21 protein-coding genes are annotated in these 19,663 nt (G+C 65.8%); all 21 read left to right on the top strand.

What is annotated here, in order from left to right:
* The first annotated feature begins 112 nt into the window (after positions 1-112).
* A complete protein-coding gene (locus SAZ01S_RS08115) occupies positions 113-388 on the top strand; it encodes an HNH endonuclease (protein ID WP_084581770.1) in 276 nt (91 codons plus the stop codon).
* The gene (locus tag SAZ01S_RS08120) at positions 373-555 is read left to right on the top strand and encodes a hypothetical protein (protein WP_084581771.1); all 183 of its coding nucleotides are present in this window, start codon (positions 373-375) and stop codon (positions 553-555) included. The genes SAZ01S_RS08115 and SAZ01S_RS08120 overlap by 16 nt, the downstream gene beginning before the upstream one ends.
* A gap of 174 nt (positions 556-729) precedes the next feature.
* The gene (locus tag SAZ01S_RS08125; RefSeq protein ID WP_084581772.1) at positions 730-1,122 is read left to right on the top strand and encodes a hypothetical protein; all 393 of its coding nucleotides are present in this window, start codon (positions 730-732) and stop codon (positions 1,120-1,122) included.
* On the top strand, positions 1,067-4,024 hold the full coding sequence (locus tag SAZ01S_RS24275; RefSeq protein ID WP_084581773.1) for a terminase TerL endonuclease subunit: 2,958 nt from the start codon (positions 1,067-1,069) through the stop codon (positions 4,022-4,024). Before SAZ01S_RS08125 ends, SAZ01S_RS24275 begins: the two co-directional genes overlap by 56 nt.
* A gap of 10 nt (positions 4,025-4,034) precedes the next feature.
* Positions 4,035-4,670 (top strand): HK97 family phage prohead protease, encoded by a 636-nt coding sequence (locus SAZ01S_RS08135; protein WP_084581774.1) that lies wholly within the window; start codon positions 4,035-4,037, stop codon positions 4,668-4,670.
* A 40-nt stretch (positions 4,671-4,710) separates the two neighbouring features.
* Positions 4,711-6,099 carry a phage major capsid protein gene (locus tag SAZ01S_RS08140; RefSeq protein WP_084581775.1) on the top strand — a complete coding sequence of 463 codons (1,389 nt, stop codon included), beginning with the start codon at positions 4,711-4,713 and terminating at the stop codon, positions 6,097-6,099.
* A 53-nt stretch (positions 6,100-6,152) separates the two neighbouring features.
* Positions 6,153-6,395: a hypothetical protein gene (locus SAZ01S_RS08145; protein WP_084581776.1), complete on the top strand. Its 243-nt coding sequence runs from the start codon at positions 6,153-6,155 to the stop codon at positions 6,393-6,395.
* Entirely contained in the window at positions 6,395-7,789 is a 1,395-nt protein-coding gene (locus tag SAZ01S_RS08150; protein ID WP_084581777.1) for a phage portal protein, read from the top strand. Before SAZ01S_RS08145 ends, SAZ01S_RS08150 begins: the two co-directional genes overlap by 1 nt.
* Positions 7,764-8,879, top strand: a complete 1,116-nt coding sequence (locus SAZ01S_RS08155; protein ID WP_084581778.1) for a hypothetical protein — start codon at positions 7,764-7,766, stop codon at positions 8,877-8,879. Before SAZ01S_RS08150 ends, SAZ01S_RS08155 begins: the two co-directional genes overlap by 26 nt.
* A 19-nt stretch (positions 8,880-8,898) precedes the next feature.
* Positions 8,899-9,729: a hypothetical protein gene (locus SAZ01S_RS08160; protein ID WP_084581779.1), complete on the top strand. Its 831-nt coding sequence runs from the start codon at positions 8,899-8,901 to the stop codon at positions 9,727-9,729.
* 13 nt (positions 9,730-9,742) lie between these two features.
* Positions 9,743-10,243, top strand: coding sequence for a hypothetical protein (locus SAZ01S_RS08165; RefSeq protein ID WP_084581780.1), 501 nt, complete (start codon positions 9,743-9,745; stop codon positions 10,241-10,243).
* Entirely contained in the window at positions 10,240-10,461 is a 222-nt protein-coding gene (locus SAZ01S_RS08170; protein WP_084581781.1) for a hypothetical protein, read from the top strand. The genes SAZ01S_RS08165 and SAZ01S_RS08170 overlap by 4 nt, the downstream gene beginning before the upstream one ends.
* Positions 10,458-11,081: a head-tail connector protein gene (locus tag SAZ01S_RS08175; RefSeq protein ID WP_084581782.1), complete on the top strand. Its 624-nt coding sequence runs from the start codon at positions 10,458-10,460 to the stop codon at positions 11,079-11,081. The genes SAZ01S_RS08170 and SAZ01S_RS08175 overlap by 4 nt, the downstream gene beginning before the upstream one ends.
* Positions 11,078-11,446: a head-tail adaptor protein gene (locus SAZ01S_RS08180; RefSeq protein WP_084581783.1), complete on the top strand. Its 369-nt coding sequence runs from the start codon at positions 11,078-11,080 to the stop codon at positions 11,444-11,446. Before SAZ01S_RS08175 ends, SAZ01S_RS08180 begins: the two co-directional genes overlap by 4 nt.
* Positions 11,446-11,976, top strand: a complete 531-nt coding sequence (locus tag SAZ01S_RS08185; protein ID WP_084581784.1) for an HK97 gp10 family phage protein — start codon at positions 11,446-11,448, stop codon at positions 11,974-11,976. The genes SAZ01S_RS08180 and SAZ01S_RS08185 overlap by 1 nt, the downstream gene beginning before the upstream one ends.
* Complete coding sequence (locus tag SAZ01S_RS08190; protein ID WP_084581785.1) at positions 11,973-12,386, top strand: hypothetical protein; 414 nt, start codon at positions 11,973-11,975, stop codon at positions 12,384-12,386. Before SAZ01S_RS08185 ends, SAZ01S_RS08190 begins: the two co-directional genes overlap by 4 nt.
* Positions 12,387-12,521: 135 nt before the next feature.
* Positions 12,522-12,722: a hypothetical protein gene (locus tag SAZ01S_RS08195; RefSeq protein WP_084581786.1), complete on the top strand. Its 201-nt coding sequence runs from the start codon at positions 12,522-12,524 to the stop codon at positions 12,720-12,722.
* Between the two features lie 46 nt (positions 12,723-12,768).
* On the top strand, positions 12,769-13,221 hold the full coding sequence (locus tag SAZ01S_RS08200; RefSeq protein ID WP_084581787.1) for a hypothetical protein: 453 nt from the start codon (positions 12,769-12,771) through the stop codon (positions 13,219-13,221).
* Between the two features lie 103 nt (positions 13,222-13,324).
* Positions 13,325-13,741 carry a hypothetical protein gene (locus tag SAZ01S_RS08205; RefSeq protein ID WP_139809990.1) on the top strand — a complete coding sequence of 139 codons (417 nt, stop codon included), beginning with the start codon at positions 13,325-13,327 and terminating at the stop codon, positions 13,739-13,741.
* A gap of 29 nt (positions 13,742-13,770) precedes the next feature.
* Positions 13,771-14,184 carry a phage tail assembly chaperone gene (locus SAZ01S_RS08210; RefSeq protein WP_245824717.1) on the top strand — a complete coding sequence of 138 codons (414 nt, stop codon included), beginning with the start codon at positions 13,771-13,773 and terminating at the stop codon, positions 14,182-14,184.
* A 45-nt stretch (positions 14,185-14,229) separates the two neighbouring features.
* Complete coding sequence (locus SAZ01S_RS08215; protein WP_084581789.1) at positions 14,230-19,662, top strand: coiled-coil domain-containing protein; 5,433 nt, start codon at positions 14,230-14,232, stop codon at positions 19,660-19,662.
* Position 19,663: the final 1 nt, after the last annotated feature.

A 19,663-nucleotide genomic window follows, 5' to 3' on the forward strand; every position in this document is an offset into this window, starting at 1 on the left:
GTAGCAGGTCGGCAGGGCACGGACCCAGGCCGCCGCGCCAGCGCACGTAGGGAGGCGAGCAGCTTCCCGCGAAGTCCGAAGGCATCCTGAAATCAGCGTCCGGAGTAGCGCGATGGTCGAGCGGAGGCGCGGCCGGCATGGCCAACGTGACCGCCAGCGCCGGCTCGCGGCCGAGCCGCTTTGTCGGCATTGCAAGGCCAACGGCATCATCACGGCCGCTGTCACGCCCGATCACATCGTGCCGCTGTTCAAGGGTGGCCTCGACGTCGACAGCAACATCCAGTGCCTTTGCGAGCCATGCCACAGCATCAAGACGGCGGAGGACATGGGCACCCGCCTACACCGCCGGCAGGCGGAAATAGGAGCCGACGGATGGCCGAAAGCCTGACCGTTCAAGAGCGCGCCGTGGTCGACCTGTTGGCCGCCGCTTGGAACGCCTTCCTGTCGCTCCCCGAGCAGCACAACGACGATGTCCACGAGTTCAGGCGGATCATCCACGCGGGCCAAGAGAAGGTGCTCGCGCGCCCGGCGGTTCGGGCTCTGAACGGAGGGTAGGGGGGGGGGAGGGTCCAAACCCAAACCGGGCCGTCGGCGTACACCGCACCGTCCCCAAATTCTCGCATTTGCAGATTGATGGTCCGGATTGGTCAATCTGCAACGTTTTACTTGCAATGAATACTTGCGTTACTTCCGGCGGTTCAAAGTCATTGCGAAGTAACGGAGAAGACTATGGCGACGCGAGGAGCGAAGCCTAAACCTGCAAGACTTCGCCTAGTCGACGGCACGCACAATGCGACGCGGCACGGCGATCGGGCGAAAGCGCGCGAGCAGATCGACGAGGCTCAGACGAGCTTCGGCAAGCTCGTGCAGCCGACGTGGCTCAAGGGCGAGGCGCTCAAGGCATGGAAACGCTACATCGCCCCGGCCGGCTGGCTGGACGGATCGCGCGAGCCTGCGGCGATCGCCTTCTGCGAACTGTGGGCCGAGTTCCGGCGCGGTCCGCCCCGATTTCCGGCCTCGATGCACGGGCAGATGCGCGCCTACATGAGCGAGCTCGGTCTCACCGATGAGCGCAACCGCGCCGGCGGCGAAGAAGAAGAGGAGGACGAGTTCTTCGGCTGATGACCCTCGGCACGATCGCGTGTGGCAGTACGCCACGCGGGTGGTGTCCGGCAAAGTCGTCGCCGGTCCGCATGTGCGCAACGCGTGCCGTCGCCACCTGGACGATCTGGAGCGGGCGCACGAGCGCGGGTTGCATTACGACGCGGATGCCGCGGCGCGCGCGATGCGGTTTTTCGAAACCCGGCTGAAGCTGAGCGAAGGCCAGTTCGAGGGAAAGCCGCTGCTCTTGCACGAGAGCCAGGCGTTCAAGGTCGGTTCCCTTTTCGGCTGGAAGCGGGCCGACGACACCCGCCGGTTTCGCCGCGCCTACATCGAGGAGGGCAAGGGCAACGGCAAGGCGCTCGCGCTGGATACTCCCATCCCGACGCCATCGGGGTGGACGACCATGGGAGACCTGAATCCCGGCGACTGGGTATTCGACGATGCAGGCTGCCCGTGCCGCGTCGTCGCTGTGCATCCGATCAGCTACGACCGAGAGTGCTATCGCCTTGAATTCGATGCTGGTGAGCCGATCATCGCCTCAGCCGAGCATCTGTGGTTGACCGAGCAGCGCACAGCAACGCAAGCCGGGCAGCACCGCGCAACCAAAGGGGTGCCGAGATCGGAATGGGGCAAGTGGCGGAAGAGTATCCGCACGACGCGCCACATCGCGGCGACACTTCGCTATGCGAACGGGAAATACCAGTCTGCCAACCACAGCATAGCGCTCTGCGGAGAGCTTTCGGGGCCGGTAGAAGACCTTCCCATTGAGCCGTATGGTTTGGGCGTTTGGCTCGGCGACGGCGACAGCGACTGCGCGCGCATCACTATCGGCCACGAGGATGCCGAACAGACGATTGGCGCTCTGCACGCTGCCGGATGGGTGGTGTCTGGCAAGATTGGCTCGAATCGCTATCGCATCGCCGATCTGAACAAGAAGCTCCGCAGCGCGGGCTTGCTCGGAAACAAGCACATCCCGCCTCAGTATCTGCGCGCCTGTCCATCGCAGCGCTGGGCGCTGCTCCAGGGGCTGATGGACACCGACGGGACGGTTTCTGCCACGGGGCAATGCGAATTCACCCAGGTGAAGCGTGGCCTGGCCGAACAGGTTCTCGAACTCGTTCTCTCGCTCGGCATGAAGGCTACGATGGCCACGGGCGTCGCGATGCTCAACGGCCGCGCCATCGGGCCGAAGTACCGTGTGACGTTTCACCCTCGAGCCGACCAACCCTGCTTCAGGCTGCCGCGCAAGCTTGAGAGAATTGCACCACGGCACAACCGGCGGAGGCTCTCCGCTGACCGGAAAATAATCGGGTGCGAGCCTGTGGCGGCGGTTCCGGTCCGGTGCATCACTGTCGATTCGGTCTCAAGCATGTTCTTGGCTGGCCGCTCGATGATCCCGACGCACAATAGCCCGATCGCCGGCGGTATCGGGCTCTACGGCATGATGGCCGATAACGAGGCTGGCGCGGAGATCTATGCCGCCGGCGCGACCAAGCAGCAGGCTGGCATCCTATTCAACGACGCGGTCAAGATGGTCGACAAGTCGCCCGAGCTTGCCAAGCGCGTGAAACAGAGCGGCGGGCCTGGCAACGTCTTCAACATGGCCTACCTGGCCACCAACTCCTTCTTCCGCCCGATCAGCCGCGAAGCCAAGAAGACCGGCTCCGGCCCGCGCCCGCACTTCGCGCTCTGCGACGAGGTCCACGAGCACCCCGACCGCGGGGTCATGGAGATGCTCGAGCGCGGCTTCAAATTCCGCCGCCAGCCGCTCCTGTTCATGATCACGAACAGCGGCTCGGATCGGAACTCGATCTGCTGGGAGGAGCACGAACACGCCATCCGCTGCGCCGCCGGCAACCCCGACGCTAAGGATGACGATCCGGCGTATCTCGGAAAAGTCATTGACGACACGACGTTCGCCTATGTCTGCGCGCTCGATAAGGGCGACGATCCGCTCAACGATCCCAGCTGCTGGCCGAAGGCGAACCCACTTCTCGGCGTAACGATCACGGAGGAATATCTCGCGGGCGTGGTTGCCCAGGCGAAGATGATGCCGGGCAAGCTCAACGGCATCCTGCGACTTCACTTCTGCGTGTGGACTGACGCGGAAGCGGCGTGGATGACGCGGGCGGCGCTGGAGCCGTGCCTCGCCACGTTCTCGCCTTCGATCCATTACGGTAAGCGCGCCGCGTTTGGCGTTGACCTCTCGCAGACCCGCGACATCACCGCGAAAGCGGGCATCGTCGAGACCGGCACCAAGGCCGTCGAAATCGAGCAAGAGGACGGTCAGACCCGGATCGTCCAAAAGCCCACCTACGACGCCTGGATCGAAGCATGGACCCCAGGCGACACGCTTGCGATGCGCGCGCTTGCGGACAAGGCGCCGTACGAAGTCTGGGTTGCCGACGGACATCTCAAGGCGCCCAAGGGCAAGGTGATTGCCTACGAGCATGTCGCTCAAGCGGTGGCCGAGGATGCGCACAATTTCGATGTGATCGCTCTCGGCTACGATCGGTATGCGTATAGAGCCTCTTTCGAGCCAGAGCTGCGGAAACTCGGCATTGCGATCGAGCAGGTGGAGCACCCGCAAGGTGGCACGAGGAAGGGTAAGCCGACCGAGGCTATGATCCTAGCCGCCAAGCAGGCGGGCAAAGAGCCGGATGGCCTGTGGATGCCATCATCGGTGAAGGCGCTCGAATCGATGATACTTGAGGAGAGGATCCGGCTCCTCATGAACCCGGTTTTGATCTCCGCGATCATGTCAGCCGTCACTGATAACGATCGCTGGGGCAACTATTGGCTCGCGAAGGAGCGAGCCGTGAACAAGATCGACGCTGTCATTGCGCTCTGCATGGCAGTTGGCGTCATCACCGCCATGCCTGCCCAGCGCGGCCGGGCCTACCAAATGATCATCATCTAGGAGCTGCGCCATGCAGAACCGCGCCTATTCGCAGATCGAGATCAAATCGATCAACGAGGACGATCGCATCATCGAGGGCATCGCCTCGACGCCGACGCCCGACCGCGCCGGTGACGTCGTCAACCCGCTCGGCGCCAAGTTCGCGCTCCCGCTGCCGTTCCTCTGGCAGCACAATCACGAGCAGCCGATCGGCCATGTGATCGACGCGACCCCGACCGCCAAGGGCATCAAGTTCAAGGCCCAGATCGCCAAGACCGACGAGCCGGGCAAGCTGAAGGACCTGCTCGATTTTGCCTGGCAGTGCATCAAGATGCGGCTCGTCGGCGCCGTATCGATCGGCTTCCGCGCGGTGAAGTACGCCTTCATCAACGACGGCGGCGTCGAGTTCGACGAGTGGGATTGGTACGAGCTGAGCGCCGTCACCATTCCCATGCAGGCCGACGCCACCATCACCTCGATCAAGTCGATCGACACCGGCCTGCGCAAGGCGGCCGGCGTGGCCGACCCCGACCCTATCCCCCCGCAAACCCCCGACGAAGCCGCGTCCGGCAAGTACGTCCGGGTGGTCAAGCTGGCGGATCCTGCCCGCGACCGGGCGCCGCCCGTCGTCATCACCTCGATCAAGCCGATCAGGAAGACGGCGTAACTCCCTGGCCGCGCGCCGCGCCGCCTACAGGAAACCGAAAATGGACATCGCTGCACAGATTGCGGCTTTCGAGGCGAAGCGCGCCTCGACGCAGAGCCGCATGGAAGAGATCATGACGAAGGCGGCGACCGAGGGAACCACCCTCGATGCCGCCGAGCAGGAAGAGTATGACGGCCTCGAAGCCGACGTCGAGGCGATCGACGCGCACATCAAGCGACTGCGCTCGCTGCAGAAGACCCTGGCCGCGAAGGGCGTCCCCGCCGTTGGCGGCTCGTCCGAGGAAGCCTCGGCGGCGCGCGGCGGCACTCGCATCGAGGTCAAGGGCACCAACCTGCCCAAGGGTACCACCTTCACCCGTTATGCGATGGCGCTGGCCCGGTCGAAGGGCAACCTGATGCAGGCGGCCGAGATCGCCAAGGGCTGGAGCGATACGCCGCAGGTCGAAACGGTCCTGAAGGCGGCCGTTGCCGCCGGTACGACAACGGACACCAACTGGGCCAAGCCGCTGGTCGAATACCAGAACATGGTCAGCGAGTTCGCCGAGCTGCTCCGCCCGGCGACGATCATCGGCCGCATCCAAGGCCTTCGCCGGGTGCCCTTCGAGATCAAGATTCCGCGCCAGACCGGTGGGTCGAGCGTGGGGTGGGTCGGCGAAGGCAAGCCCAAGCCGGTCAGCGCGCTGTCGTTCGATCAGATCAGCCTGGGCCGCGCGAAGACTGCCGGCATCGTCGTCATCACCGATGAACTTGCGCGAGCATCTTCGCCCGCCGCGGAAGGGCTTGTCCGTGATGACCTGATCGCCCAGACTGCGCAGTTCACCGACAGCCAGTTCGTGGATCCGGACAAGGCGGCAACGGCGGGTGTGTCGCCGGCTTCGATTACGAATGGTGTGGCCGCGGTCACCGCCACCGGCACTGACGCCGATGCGTTCCGAAACGATGCTTACGCCGTGATGGCGAAGTTCGTTCAGGCGAACCTGTCGCTTGCGGGCGCAGTATGGGTCATGACCGAGACGCAGGCGCTCGGGCTCGCTCTGATGCTGAACCCGCTGGGCCAGCGCGAATTCCCGGATCTTCAGATCAACGGCGCGAGCGGCGGCACGTTGCTCGGTCTTCCGGTGGTGCTGTCCGAGAATATCCCGGCGCAGGCGGCTGTCACCGGGCCGCCCGCGATCCCGGCCGGATCGCGCATCATCCTCATCAAGGCCAGCGAAATCCTCCTGGCCGACGATGGCGAGACGATGCTCGACGTCAGCAGCGAAGCCTCGCTGCAGATGGATAGCGCACCGAGCGACCCGCCGACCGCAACCACCGTGCTCATCTCGCTGTGGCAGATGAACATGATCGGCATCCGCGCCGAGCGGTACATCAACTGGGGCAAACGCCGCGCCGGCGCTGTCCAGTACATCACCGGCACCAACTACCGCTGATGAACGGCCGGGCGGGCCTCGCGCTCGCCCGGCTCCTCCTTTGGGAGAGACCCATGAAGATGATCGCGACAAAGCCGCTGCGCTATGGCGGCAAGCAGCTCGACGTCGGCGACCCCTTCGAGACGAAGACCGATCGCGATGCGAAGCTTCTTCGGGCGATTGGCAAGGCCGAGAACGATGGCGAGCTTCGTGAAGAACAAAGCGAGCCTGATACCGCGACCGAATCGTCCGGTCGTGGCAAGGGTCACAAAGCTGGCGGCACGTACCAGCGACGTGACATGCGCGCGAAGGGCTGATGCGCTTCCTCGGCTTCACCATCTCCCGCAAGAAGTCGCTTCGCGCGCCGTCCGGGCGTGGGGGATGGTGGCCGGCCGTGCGTGAAAGCTTCACCGGCGCGTGGCAGCGCGGAATCGAGGTCAAGAAGGACACGGTGCTGTCCTTCCACGCCGTTTTTGCCTGCCAGACGCTGATCGCCTCCGACATCGCGAAGCTGCGGATCAAGCTGGTACGCCAGCGAGGCGAGCTTTGGACGGAGACCACCAATCAGGCGTATTCGCCAGTGCTCCGCAAGCCGAACCATTTCCAGAACCGCATCCAGTTCCTCGAGAATTGGGTCTTGAGCAAGCTGCAGGCCGGCAACACCTACATTCTCAAGCAGCGCGACGGACGCAACGTTGTCACCGCGCTCTATGTGCTTGATCCCGGCCGGGTGAAGCCGCTCGTCGCCGATGATGGCTCGGTCTATTACGAGCTCAACACCGACCATCTCGCAGGCCTCTCCGAGGCCGTCGTTGTCCCCGCGAGCGAGATCATCCACGACCGGTTCAACTGCTTCTTCCACCCGCTGGTGGGGCTTTCGCCAATCTACGCCAATGGGCTCGCGGCGACGCAGGGATTGTCCATCCAGAATAACTCCGCCCGGTTCTTCGCGAGTGGCTCAAATCCGGGCGGCATCCTCACGGCGCCCGGCGAGATCTCACAGGAAACAGCAGCCCGGCTGAAGGCGCATTGGGACGAGAATTACACCGGCGAGAATGTGGGCAAGGTCGCGGTGCTCGGCGACGGCCTGAAATACGAATCCATGACGGTGAAAGCCGTCGATGCGCAGCTTATCGAGCAGCTCAAGTGGAGCGCCGAGGTGGTTTGCTCGACCTATCACGTGCCGCCCTACAAGATCGGGATCGGTGCGCAGCCCACCTTCAACAATGTCCAGTCACTCAACATCGAATATTATTCGCAGTGCCTTCAGGTTCACATCGAGGCGATCGAGCTCTGCCTCGATGAGGGCCTTGGCACACCGGCGGGCACCGGCACGGAACTGGACGTCGAGAACCTCCTCCGTATGGATAGCGTCACACAAATGGAGGTGCTGAAGGAGGGCGTCGGCGCAGGCCTGATGTCGCCGAACGAGGGTCGGGCCAAGATCGGCCAGCGGCCGGTTCCGGGTGGCGAAACGCCCTACCTCCAGCAGCAGAACTACAGCCTGGCCGCGCTGGCAAAGCGCGATGCACGAGATGATCCTTTCGACACCTCGAGCAGCACTCCGCCGGAGCCCGCAACACCTCCCGCAGACACCCCTCCGCCGGAGCCCGATCCTCAGACCGAGCGCGGCGCGCAGGTAATCGACCTTTGGGCCGTCCGGCGCCGCGCGAAAGGCAATCTCGATGATCGACTCCGACGCGCTAGCTGACCTGATCGCCGAGCTGATCGGCGATCATGTCGAGCGCGCCACGGCACCGCTCGTCCGACGGATCGGCGAGTTAGAGGCGCAGTGCGCCGCCCAGCTGTCCGCCGATCGCGTCAAGGCGCTCATCGTCGAAGCTGTTGCGGCCCTGCCGACCGCTCACGAGGCGCTCACGGTCGAAGATCTGGCCCCCCTTCTATCCGAGATGGTCGAGGGCGCCGTCGCCGCGCTGCCGGTGCCGAAGGATGGCGAGAGCGTGGATCCGGAAGTCGTCCGGGCGATGGTGAACGAAGCCGTCGCCGCGCTGCCGCCCCCGCTGGCCCCTGAGGCGATCACGGTGGACGATCTGGCGCCGCTGATCACGGAGACGGTCGAGCGTGCGGTTGCCGCGCTGCCGGTGCCGAAGGATGGCGAGAGCGTGAACCCGGAAGTCGTGCGGGCGATGGTGAACGAAGCCGTCGCCGCGTTGCCGCCCCCGCCGGCCCCTGAGGCGATCACGGTGGACGATCTGGCGCCGCTGATCACGGAGACGGTCGAGCGCGCGGTTGCCGCGCTGCCGGTGCCGAAGGATGGCGAGAGCGTGGACCCGGGAGTCGTGCGGGCAATGGTGACCGAAGCGGTCGCTGCGCTGCCGCCCCCGGCAGATGGCATCGGCCTTGCGGACGCTCTCATCGACCGTTTCGGCGAGTTGGTCCTGACGATGACCGATGGCTCGATAAGGAAGCTGGGTCAGGTTGTTGGCTCCGATGCTGACATGCCGGCGCTCGAGCGTCAGCTTCGAGAGATGGTCGAAGCCATCCCGAAGCCGAAGGACGCCTTCGAACTCGAAGACCTTTCGGTCGAGAGCGACGACGGCGGCCGCATCATTCGCCTCTGTTTCTGCGCCGGTGGAGTCTCGAAATCGTTCGATCTGTCGATCCCGGTGACGATCTACCGCGGGGTTTGGCGCGAGGGCGACTACAAGGCCGGCGATGCGGTGACCTGGGCAGGATCTTTGTGGATCGCCGACGCCGATACCGCCGCCAAGCCCGAGACTGACACAAGCTGGAAGCTGGCCGTGAAGCGCGGCCGCGACGCCCGGCCAGCCAAAGCTTAAACCCAGATAGGAGCCCCTGATGGCCGACAACGTCACCACCCCCGTTGCCGACGGCAAGGTTCTTGCCTTCAAGGATCTTGCGGGCATCTTGTTCGCCTGGAACCTGATCGCTGACGCCGCCGGGCAGGACGCGATGGGCCTGGCCACCGCCAGCCCGGCGGCCAACACGCTGCTCGGCCGCCTCAAGGCGATCGCCGACCTGCTGACGTCCCAGAACGGCTATGTCGACGGCCTCGAAGCGCTGCAGACGACGGCGAACCAGTCGCTCGCCGCGATCGTCGGCTATGTCGATGGGCTGGAGACACTTCAGGGCGCAGGCAATGCCACGCTCGCGACCATTGCAGCCGCGGTCGCGGCATCCACCCCGGCGGGCGAGGCCTATATCGGCCGCATCGGAGGCGACGTGCTCACCGCACCCGGGGGCACCCCGGCGGTGGCCACGACGGCGTACGCCGCCGGCAACGTGGTGGGCAGCCTGCTCACCTTCACCGGCGCAGCGCGCGCCGCAGCAGGCTCGGGTCTGATCCAGGCGGCCAGCGTGCTGTCGAAGAGCGTGCAGACCGCCGCGCTGGATCTGCTCATCTTCTCCGCGAACCCATCCGCCTCCACGTTCACGGACAAGGCGACCGTCGCGATCAATGCCGCCGACCTCGACAAGCTGGTCGGCGTGATCCACCTGACCGACTGGTCGGCGCTCGGCACCGCCTCGATTGCCCAGGCGATCGGCGGCGGGCTTCCCTTCAAGCTGGCGGCCGGCACCTCGCTCTACGGCGTGCTGGTCGCGCGCGCGGCGATGACGCTGGCCTCTACGTCCGATCTAACCCCGTCGCTCCGGATCATCCCGGGCTGATCGGAGGCTCGCCATGCTGACACAGCTCATTGCCCTTGGCCTTCTCGCCGCGCCGAGTGGCGGCACGGCGGAGAAGGGCGCGGTGATCGCCACGCCGGATCGCACCGCCAGCATGACGGTGGTGCAACCGAGCGCCTCGCGCGGCAGCGCGCTGCCGCTCGGGGCGGCTGCATGGGCGCAGCAGTTCGATCCCGGCGACCACGCGCCCTACGCGATCGACTTCACCGAGTTGCTCGACGAGGATGAAGGCATTGCCAAGATCGAGGCGATCAAGGTGTCCTCGACCGCCGCATTGCTCGGCATCGGTGTCGATGCGGCATCCGGCTACCGGCCGATCATCGACGCAGCCGGCAAAAAGATCCAGCTCTGGTTCCTGGTCGACCAGGCCTTCTGGGAAGCATCCTCGTTCGCGGCGGACGGCGTGCTCCTGCCAGTGTCCGTTCGTATCGTGACCGATGCCGCCTCGCCCAAGCGCTATGAGCGCACGGCTATTTTGACGGTCCGGCAGCTGTGAAGATCGAGAATGGCGACCGGGTGCGGCTGGAAATTGCTGGCGTGTTCGACGGCTGGGCTGGCCGCCAGGGCAATCGCGTTTCCTTCCTGCCCAACCGCACCGCGGCGCGGCCGGAGAGCGTCAAGGGGGGCATGCTCGACGGCAAGCCTGTCCTGCTCGCCACGGCAAAGGAGGGCTCTGGCCCATTCTATGTCGCGCGCTTCGAGGTGATCGAATGACCATCGACCAGATGCGGGCGATCGTCGGTCTGCCGGACACCGCCACAAATGCGGAGATCGTTGCCGCCTATGCCGCGCTAGTCGACGATGGTCCGCCGCTGTCGCTGCCGGTCGTCGAACCGGTTACGGTCGAGCAGGTCCGTCTCCACTGCAAAATCGAGGAGGATGAGGAAGACGACCTCATCGCGCAGAAGATTCGTTCGGCGCGCGAGTGGGTGGAGGGCTACACCGGTCGCGTCGTGGCGCAGCGTACCTTGGTGCAATATGCTCGCACCTGGGGCGCCTACCTTACCATCGACACCCGCCCAGTCGTCTCCATCGATTCGATCGCCTACAACGGCATCGGCGGCGACGCGACGATTTCCGATGCAGCGTATTCGCTCGGTCCGAGCCCGACCCGGATCTATCCGCCCAATCATGGATGGCCCGCACTTCGCAATGGAGGCGCCGTAACGGTCGTCTATACCGCCGGCTACGCCGTCGGCGAGGCGCCGAGCTGCATGATCGAGGCCATCATCGTGCTGGTCGCTGGCATGCTCGACGAGCGCGCTGGCGCCTATGACAACGCCGCGCGTGCAGCCGAGCGGCTACTCGGCCCCCGTCCCCCGGCATTCGCATGACAGGCGTGTTTGACCCGTCCAAGCTGAACCGCCGCGTGCGGATCGAGCGGCCAGTGCCGGACACCAGCCTCGATGGCGCAGGTTCGGGCACCTGGGCGCTGGTTAAGGAGGTATGGGCCGAGGTGCAGGATAACCTGCCGAGCCGGGGAGAAAAGCTGGCCGATGGGATCAACGTCGCGGCGCGCCCGGCCCGCGTCCGGATCCGCTTCCGCGACGACGTCGCATCGAACATGCGGATCGTGCTGCTGCGCAAGAAGGTGCCGGAACGCGTGATGCAAATCATCGCGGGGCCGGCGGTCCTCGGCAACCGTGATGGGCTTGAGATGGTAGTCGAGGACTATCGCCCGGCCGGGAACCCTGCCTGATGGTGACGGTCCGCGGGCGCGACTACCTGCAGCGCTACATGGACAAGCTACCGCAGGAGATCGAAGCGAAGCTCCTGCGCGGTGCGGGCCGCGTCGGCGGGAAAGTCGTCGCGGACGACGCGCGCGAGCGCACCCTCTCGGAGGAGGTTCGCGACAACATCGTCGTTAAGGTATCCAGCCGAGACGGCCGGATCGTCGTCAGGATCACTGTCCGCCAGGGCTGGAGCTATTCGCTCGCCGTCTGGGAGGAATGGGGCACTGAGCCGCACTTCATCAAGGTCGCCGAGGATCAGCGTCAGGGTCGCAGCATCGGGCGCATCAACAAGCTGGTGAAAGAGGGCTCGCTCGTGATCAACGGGCAGTTCGTCGGCGATACCGTGCATCACCCGGGTGCCCGCGCGGCACCATTTCTCCGCCCGGCACTGGATCTGCGCAGCGGCGACGCGATCGCCGCGGCACAGGCCTACATCAACAGCCGGATCGTCGGCGGAAAGATCGTCGGCGCCGAGGACATCGAGGACGAACAATGACAGACGTCGTCGAGGGGGCGGACATCGTCGGCGCGCTGCTCCGCGATTTCGCGGACCTCACCGCGATCGTGCCGCCCGAGCGGATCAAGATCGGGGCGCTACCCGAACAGGCGCCGTTGCCGCAGGTGCTGATCAGCACCACCAGCACGGTAGAGCGTAAGCCCCTGACGCGCGGCGAGACGGTGCGGACGGTCGAGCGGGTGTCCGTGCGCGTCCGCGCCGACAATCTGCGCGATCAGCGTCGTCTTCGCCGCCTGGTGGTCCGCTGCTGCGCGCACCGAACGGGCGACATCGGCGGCGGATTGTCCGTCTCAATCACCACCGACGGCGCCGGACCCGAGGGCATTGGCCTGGGCGGGGCTTTCGAACGAACTCAGGACCTTCGCGTCAGCCACGACGTCGCGGTCTGATCTTCCGCAAGCGCCGCGGCTCCCATGGACCCCTCGTAGCTCAGGATATGCGCGAAGAGCGCCCGGCATCCGCCGGGAGGTCGCCTGGTGAAAGTCCGGGCCGAGGGAGCGGCTTTACCACCAGAGGAGACCACGATGGCCGAAACGAAGAAGGGCTATGTGCCCACCACGTTCAAGGATGCCGGCACCGAAAAGGAATATGCCGGCGGCAAGGAACACGACTTCACCCACGGCGAATACGACAACTTCAAGGCCGCCGGCCTGATCGGCGACAAGCTGGCCGCTGGCGATGCCAAGGTCCCCGCCAATCCCGCGAAGGGCGGCACCGCCGCCTGATCCCTGCCGGCGTCGCCGGCCCACCACCCATGCCGAGGAGTAAATCATGAGTCTCGAAACCGGAGCAGGGTCGTCGATCGCCATTTCGGTCGCCGCCCCCGCCACCCAGGACACCGCAGGCTATGCAGCGTTGACCTACACGGAAGGCGGCAACTGCGAGAAGATCGGCACCATTGGTGCCACCTTTGCGAAGACTGAGTTCCAGCCCCTCAAGGGGCCGAAGCAGAAGCTCAAGGGCAGCGCCGACTATGGTTCGCTGCAGCCCTCGTTTGCCGTCGACGATTCGGATGCGGGGCAGACGCTGTTCCGGACCGCTGCCGACGACGAGACGAACGCGCTGTTCTCGTTCCGTGTCACCAAGCAGAACGGCGCCAAGCGCTACTTCCAGGGGCGTGTTTTCGGCTGGCCGGAGACGATCGATGGCGCCGACCCCGTCGTCATGGCGGCCCCGACCGTCGAGATCTGCACGAAGGTCGTGAAGGTCGCCGCCGGATCCTGATCCTGCCCGGCGCCCGCGACGCCGGTATCTCTATGCGCCAGCTCGCCGCGTGATCGCGGGATGCGTGACGGGCTGGCGCACCAATCCCGCGAAAGGCTATCCCATGTTCGACATCACCACTCAGGCGGTTGCCGATACTGCCCCCATCCATCTCAAGAGCGCTACCGGCGAACCGCTATATGCCGATGCGGAGCGCACCAAGCCGGTCCAGATCATCGTGCACAGTCCGGGCAGCAAGGCTTTCTCCGCCGTCGAGACCGCGCAGTCCGCGCGCGCCGTGAAGCGGCTCAAGGCGAATGACGGCGAACTTAGCGCGACCAGTGCGGAAGAGCGCCTTCAGCAGACGGCCGAGGATCTCGCGGCCCTCACCGTCCGCTTCGAAAACTTCACCTATCCGCCAGCGGGCGATACGCAGGGCGCCGAGCTGTTCAAGGCATTCTACGCAGATCCGAAGCTCGGGCACTTCGCCAAGCAGGTATCGAAATTCGTGACCGACTGGAGCAATTTCACGGGAAAGTAAGTCGCCAGCTGACCGTTTTCGTCCGGCAGATGGCATGGCTCAACACCGTGCCCAAGCCGGACGAGCGGACCAGGCGTGCGCGGGCGAACGCGCCGGTGCCCACACTGACCCGCGCCGAGAAAATGAAGCTGGATCGCATCGCGGTCCCGATGCCTCCGAACCCGCTTCCGCACATCGTAGAGCGTCTGCTCGAGATAGGGCTCAGTGAGGCGGCGGCCATGGGAGTTGGGCCGGTCAGCTGGCTTACGATCGACGCGTGGTGCCGGCTGCGCGGAATTGATCTCCCGGCTTGGGAGGCGCTCCTGATCCGCCAACTGTCGGTCGAATATGTGGCTGAGCAGCGGCGGGCCGAGAGCGAGAACTGTCCGCCACCCTGGCGCTGGCAGGTCACCGAAGCAGAAAAGAAAGCCGAGCTCGCCGCGCTGGAGATGGTGCTCGGATAACTCAACAATGTCCTGCTTCGGCAGGGCTGATCGTGGAGGTCGCCCATGGACGACGGCTCGCCCGCGCTGGAGGTCGGCTTTGCGATCGACATGGGCAATGCGTTCGATGACCTGGTGCATCTCCAGCGTGAGATGAACACCACCGAGGTCAAGGTTGCTGCCGAGGCGGCCAAGATTGAGCGCGCCACGTCCGGAATGCTCGATCTTGGCCGCGCGACTGCGGGCATCCGCACGTTCGGCAGCGCTGCCACCAAAGAAGCGCAAAATGCGGCCCGTGAGCTTGCCCGCGTCGAGAAAGCTGGCGAATCTCTGTCCCGGCAGTTGGAGCGCCAAGCTTCCACCTTCGGCAAGACGCGCGAGGAAATCCGCGCGATGAAGGTCGAGACCGCGGCTTTGGCTGCCGAGCAGCGGGGCCTGACGGAGCTGGCGGAGCGGCTGCGATCGCAACAGGCATCGCTTGCCTCGGCGGAAGCGGAAGCTGCAGCGGCCTCCGAGCGCAAGGCGCTAGCCGACCGCGCCGCGGCTGCAGCTGCTCGGTCGGCTGCAGAAATGCAGGCATCGTTGGCGCGAGAAGCGTTGCAATTGCGTTCCGCGCTCGACCCCATGTTTGCCGCCCAGCAGCGGTTCAATTCCGCCCTTGAGCAGGCTGAGCGCCTGTATGCCGCCAATGTGATCAGCGCCCGCGAGTATGCGGCCGCTCACGATCTGGCTCGTACGGAACTGCAGCGGCACGCCCAGGCGGTAGCGGGGACAAGCACAGCGCTGGAGCAGCTGGCCGAACAGGAGCGCCGATCGGCGGCGGCCGCCCGAGAAGCTGCACAGGCAGAGGAACTGCTGGCGCGCGAGGCTGCGCAGCTCCGCGCTTCCATCGATCCAATGTTCGCCGCCCAGCAGCGTTTCGACCTGGAGATGGAGCGGGCGGAGCGGCTTTTCGCCGCGAACGCGATCAGTGCGCGCGAGTATGCCGCAGCCCAGCAGGCTGCGCGTACCTCCCTGTACCAACATGCCCAAGTGGTGACGGGTGCGGCCGCTAGCTTGGCGCAGTTGGCGGAACGCGAGCGCGCGGCGGCGGCCGCAGCGCGTGAGGCCGCCGCCGCCCAACAGCGTCTGGCATCGGAGGCGGTTCAGCTTCGGTCGGCTATCGACCCAATGTACGCGGCGCAGCAACGCTTCGACACCGAGATGGTGCGCGCCGACACGCTGCTCGCACAGGGTGTGATCAGTCAGCGGGAGTATGCGCAGGCGGTGCAACTCGCTCGGAACAACCTCTATTCGCACGCGCAAGCCGTCGCCGGCTCCAGCGCCGCGCAGCAGCGCGCGATCGCCTCGCTAGGGGCTGGGCGCATGGCGATGCAGGGGCTTTCCTATCAGGCGCAGGATACGTTCACACAGCTCAGCATGGGCGCGAACGTCTTCTCGGTGCTCGCCATCCAAGGCGGTCAGGCAGCGGGCGCCTTCGCGTTCATGGAAGGGCGTGCGGGCAGCTTCGCTCGCTTTATGTTGGGTCCGCGGGGGCTTGCCATCACGGCTGGCATGCTGGTGCTAGGTGCGCTGACGAAGGGTATGTTCGACAACAGCGATGCGGCGAAAGCCGCGGAAGCTGGCATGAAGAAGTTCCAGGACCGCCAGTCGGACATCGGCAACTTCATCGACGACACTACCGGTCGACTAAAGGAACAGAACAAAACCCTGATCCTGAACGCCATCCTTGCGCGACAGGCGCAGATCGCCGCGAACGATAAGGAGGTTGCGGACAGCCGGCGGAAGGCATTCGACCGTGCTGGCCAGGCGGCGCTGCGGGCGACCCAGGCGGCCCCTGGCACGACAACCTCTGGAGTCAGCTTCACTGACGATGTGGACGTGCAGCGCGTTATCAAGGCCGCGGGGAACGATACCGGCAAGCTCGCGGAAGGGCTCGCAGCGTTGGCGAAAACCCGCCCTGCTCTGGCGAAGGTGGCACTAGACGTCAGCTCCATTGGGGGGCAGGCAATCCTCGCCCAGCGCGACAACGAGCGATTGAATAAGGAGCTGCGCGGGCTGGCAGGCGATACCAAGGCCTTCGCAAATAGCTCCGTTGAAGCGGTGAAGCGCGAGGCGGCCCTGGCGGCCGCCACGACGCCCCTCGAGAAGGCTAAGGCGCAGCTTGCGATCGTCGAGGCAGAGGGAACTGCTGCGGTCAAAGCAGGCGGCGCCGCCGTCGACCAATACAAGCAGAAGCTTGTCGGTGCGACTTTGGCTGTAAAGGCTGCGGAGGAAGCGCAGAAGAAGCAGACCGCTGCCAACCGCGCCGCGGCTTCTGCCGAGCGGAGGGAGGAAAACCTTCAGGAGAAGTTGGCGCGCGAGGCTGCTTCGACCGAGGCGCAAACCCGCAACCTGTTTGGGCTGGCCGACGCGTATGAGAAGTCGGGTGGTGCGGCGCTGATCGCTGAGGCTCGTGTGAAGGCGGAAAGCCAAGCGATCAAGGAGCAGGGCGATATCGCCGCGTTTGTCTTGCGGCAGACGAATCTTGCCATCGCGCAGCGTGTGGCAGATGCTGCCAAGTCGACCGCCACCTTGCGCGCCCAAGCGGACGTGCAGGCACAGGTGAACGCGGCAGTGGCGGCTGGTAATGTGGACGCGTCCGAAGCGTCTCGGCTGGTGCGCGATCAGATGGCGGACCTACCGCTACTCCAGGCGATCGAGGCCGCGCAACAGCAAGGATTGGCGAAGGAGGCGCAGCGAGCGACCGATGCACTTGCTGAGCAGCGCGCCGAGCGTAAGCGGCTGACCGAAGAAGAGGATCGCGCGCGGCTGGCCAGCAACGTACAGACCGGCAAGGATCGCCTGGCTGAGCTTCGCGAGGAGTTGCGTCTGATCGGTGCGACGGACGAAGCCCGTGCCCGCTCGCTGGCCGAGTTCCGCGCACAGCAGGAGGTATCCACCCTGAAGGGCGTCGATCCTGCGCAGGCCGCCGCTTATGTAAAGCTGCAGGGCGACATCGCGGCCCAGATGGAGCGAAATCGGTCGGCGCAGGACGCCTATAACGATTCGCTGATGTTCGCGGCCGACAAGTGGGACCTGATCGCGCGAAATGCACAGCGCGCCGGGCAAGGCATGGCCGACGCCTTCGGGTCCGCGGGCCGCGCCATCGGTGACCTGGCGACGATCTACGCTGGCTTCCAGGCAGATCGCGCCCGGCTTGATGCCCAGCACGATGCCCAGCTGAAGCGCTGGCACGGCAACGAGGCGCAGATCGCGCGCGAGAACCAGAAGTATGCAATCCAGACGTCGGCGATGCAGGTCGGCGCCTACGGCGACGCAGCTGCGGCCGCGAAGAACTTCTTCGGCGAAGGCACTGCCGGCTATGAAGCGCTCGCAGCGGCGGAGAAGGCATTCCGCGCCGTCGAGTTCGCGCTTTCCGTGCGTGCGATGGCACAGGATGCGATCGAGACTGCGAGCTCCATCGGGAATAGTGTCGCGCGCGCTGCGCAGAACGGCGTCGAGGCAGTGTCCAAGGCGCTCGCCAGTCTTCCGCCGCCTCTGAACTTCGTGGCGGCCGCAGCTGTCGTCGGCGCACTTGCCGCGATCGGCATCTCGATCGCAGGTTCGTTCGGTGGCTCCGGCGCGAAACCGGCTCCGTCCAACACCGGCACCGGGACCGTCCTCGGCGACAGCAAGGCGCAGAGCGAGAGCCTCAAGCGGGCGATCGACGAACTGAAGAGCGTCGACACGCTGACCAACGTCTATTCGCGCCAGATGCTGGCCTCGCTGAAGTCGATCGACAGCCAGATCAGCGGCGTGGCGTCGGTGATCGTCCGCGGTGGCGACATCAACGCCAGTGCCAGCGTGGCGCAGGGCTTCAAGCCGAACTTGATCGGCTCGGTCCTCGGCGCAATCCCGCTCGTCGGCGGCATCCTCAGCAGCCTGTTCGGTACCCGCACGGACGTGACGGGCAGCGGCATCTACGGCGGCGCGCAGTCGGTCGGCAGCATCCTGAACGGCGGCTTCAATGGGCAGGCCTATTCGGACGTGACGAAGACCAAGAAGTTCCTCGGCATCGTCACCGGCCGGTCCTACTCGACCGAATACGGCGCGCTGGATCCGAACCTCAACAGCCAGTTCACGCTGATCCTCCGCAGCTTCAACGACGCGATCAAGGCGGCGGCAGTGCCGCTGGGCGAATCGACCGACGCGATCCAGGAGAAGCTGAACGGCTTCGTCGTGAACATCGGCAAGATCGACCTGAAGGGGCTCACCGGCGAGCAGATCCAGGAGAAGCTGAACGCGGTGTTCGGCGCGGCCGCGGACAACATGGCAACCGCGGCCTTCCCGCTGATCTCGCAATTCCAGAAGGTGGGCGAGGGCGCCTTCGAGACGCTCACCCGCGTCGCCTCGACCGTCGAGCAGGTCAGCACCTCTCTCGACCTGCTCGGCACCAGCGCGAAGGGCATGGGCATTGCCGCCAAGCTGGGGCTGGCCGACCAGTTCGACAGCGTCTCGGCGCTGAACGACGCGGCGACCGCCTATTTCCAGGCGTTCTACACCTCGGAGGAGCAGGCGGCCGCCAAGACGGCCCAGATGGGCAAGGTGTTCGCCAGCCTCGGGCTGTCGGTGCCGTCCACGCTCGCCAGCTTCCGCCAGCTCGTGGAGGCGCAGGACCTGACCACCGCCGCCGGCCAGGGGACCTATGCCACGCTGCTCAAGCTGGCCCCGGCGTTCGCCGACCTTCAGCAGTCGCTGCAGGGCGCCAAGAGCGCGGCGGACATCCTGAGCGAGCGGCAGGACCTCGAACGCCAGATCCTCGAACTGCAGGGCAAGACGGACGAGATCCGCAAGCTCGACCTGGCCAAGCTCGATGCGAGCAACCGCGCGCTGCAGCTGCAGGTGTGGGCGATCCAGGACGCGCAGGATGCCGCCAAGGCGGCGGACGAGCTGCGGCAGGCGTGGACCACGGTCGGCGACAGCATCATGGACGAGGTGAAGCGGATCCGGGGGCTCGGCGACGTGGGCGGCTCGAACACGTTCGCGAGCCTGCTCGGCCAGTTCAACGCGGCGACCGCCGCGGCGCGCGGCGGCGATCAGGACGCGGCGAAGTCGCTGCCGCAGCTGTCGCAGGCGCTGCTCGCGGCAGCCGCGAACTCCGCCACCAGCCGGCAGGAGCTGGCCCGGGTGCAGGCGCAGACCGCGGCCAGCCTCGAGGCGACCTACGGCGCCATCAACAAGCTGGGCACCGCCGCGACCGCGACCAGCAACAGCGCGCTGCTCGCCGCCGCGGCAACCGCGCAGACGGCGACCTCTGGCTCGAACGACAACACCGCCACCATCGCCGACCTTCGGACGGCGCTGGCGGCGCTCACCGATGAGGTGAAGCAGCTGCGCAACGACAACAACGCGGGCCACCAGGCGACCGCCGCGAACACCGGCAAAACGGCGAAGGTGCTCAGCACCGCCCAGGATGCCGCCGGCGGCGTGGGCATCGGCACGAAGGCGGTCGCATGAA

Origin of the sequence: Sphingomonas azotifigens NBRC 15497 (genome assembly GCF_002091475.1) — a bacterium.
Taxonomy (GTDB): domain Bacteria; phylum Pseudomonadota; class Alphaproteobacteria; order Sphingomonadales; family Sphingomonadaceae; genus Sphingomonas; species Sphingomonas azotifigens.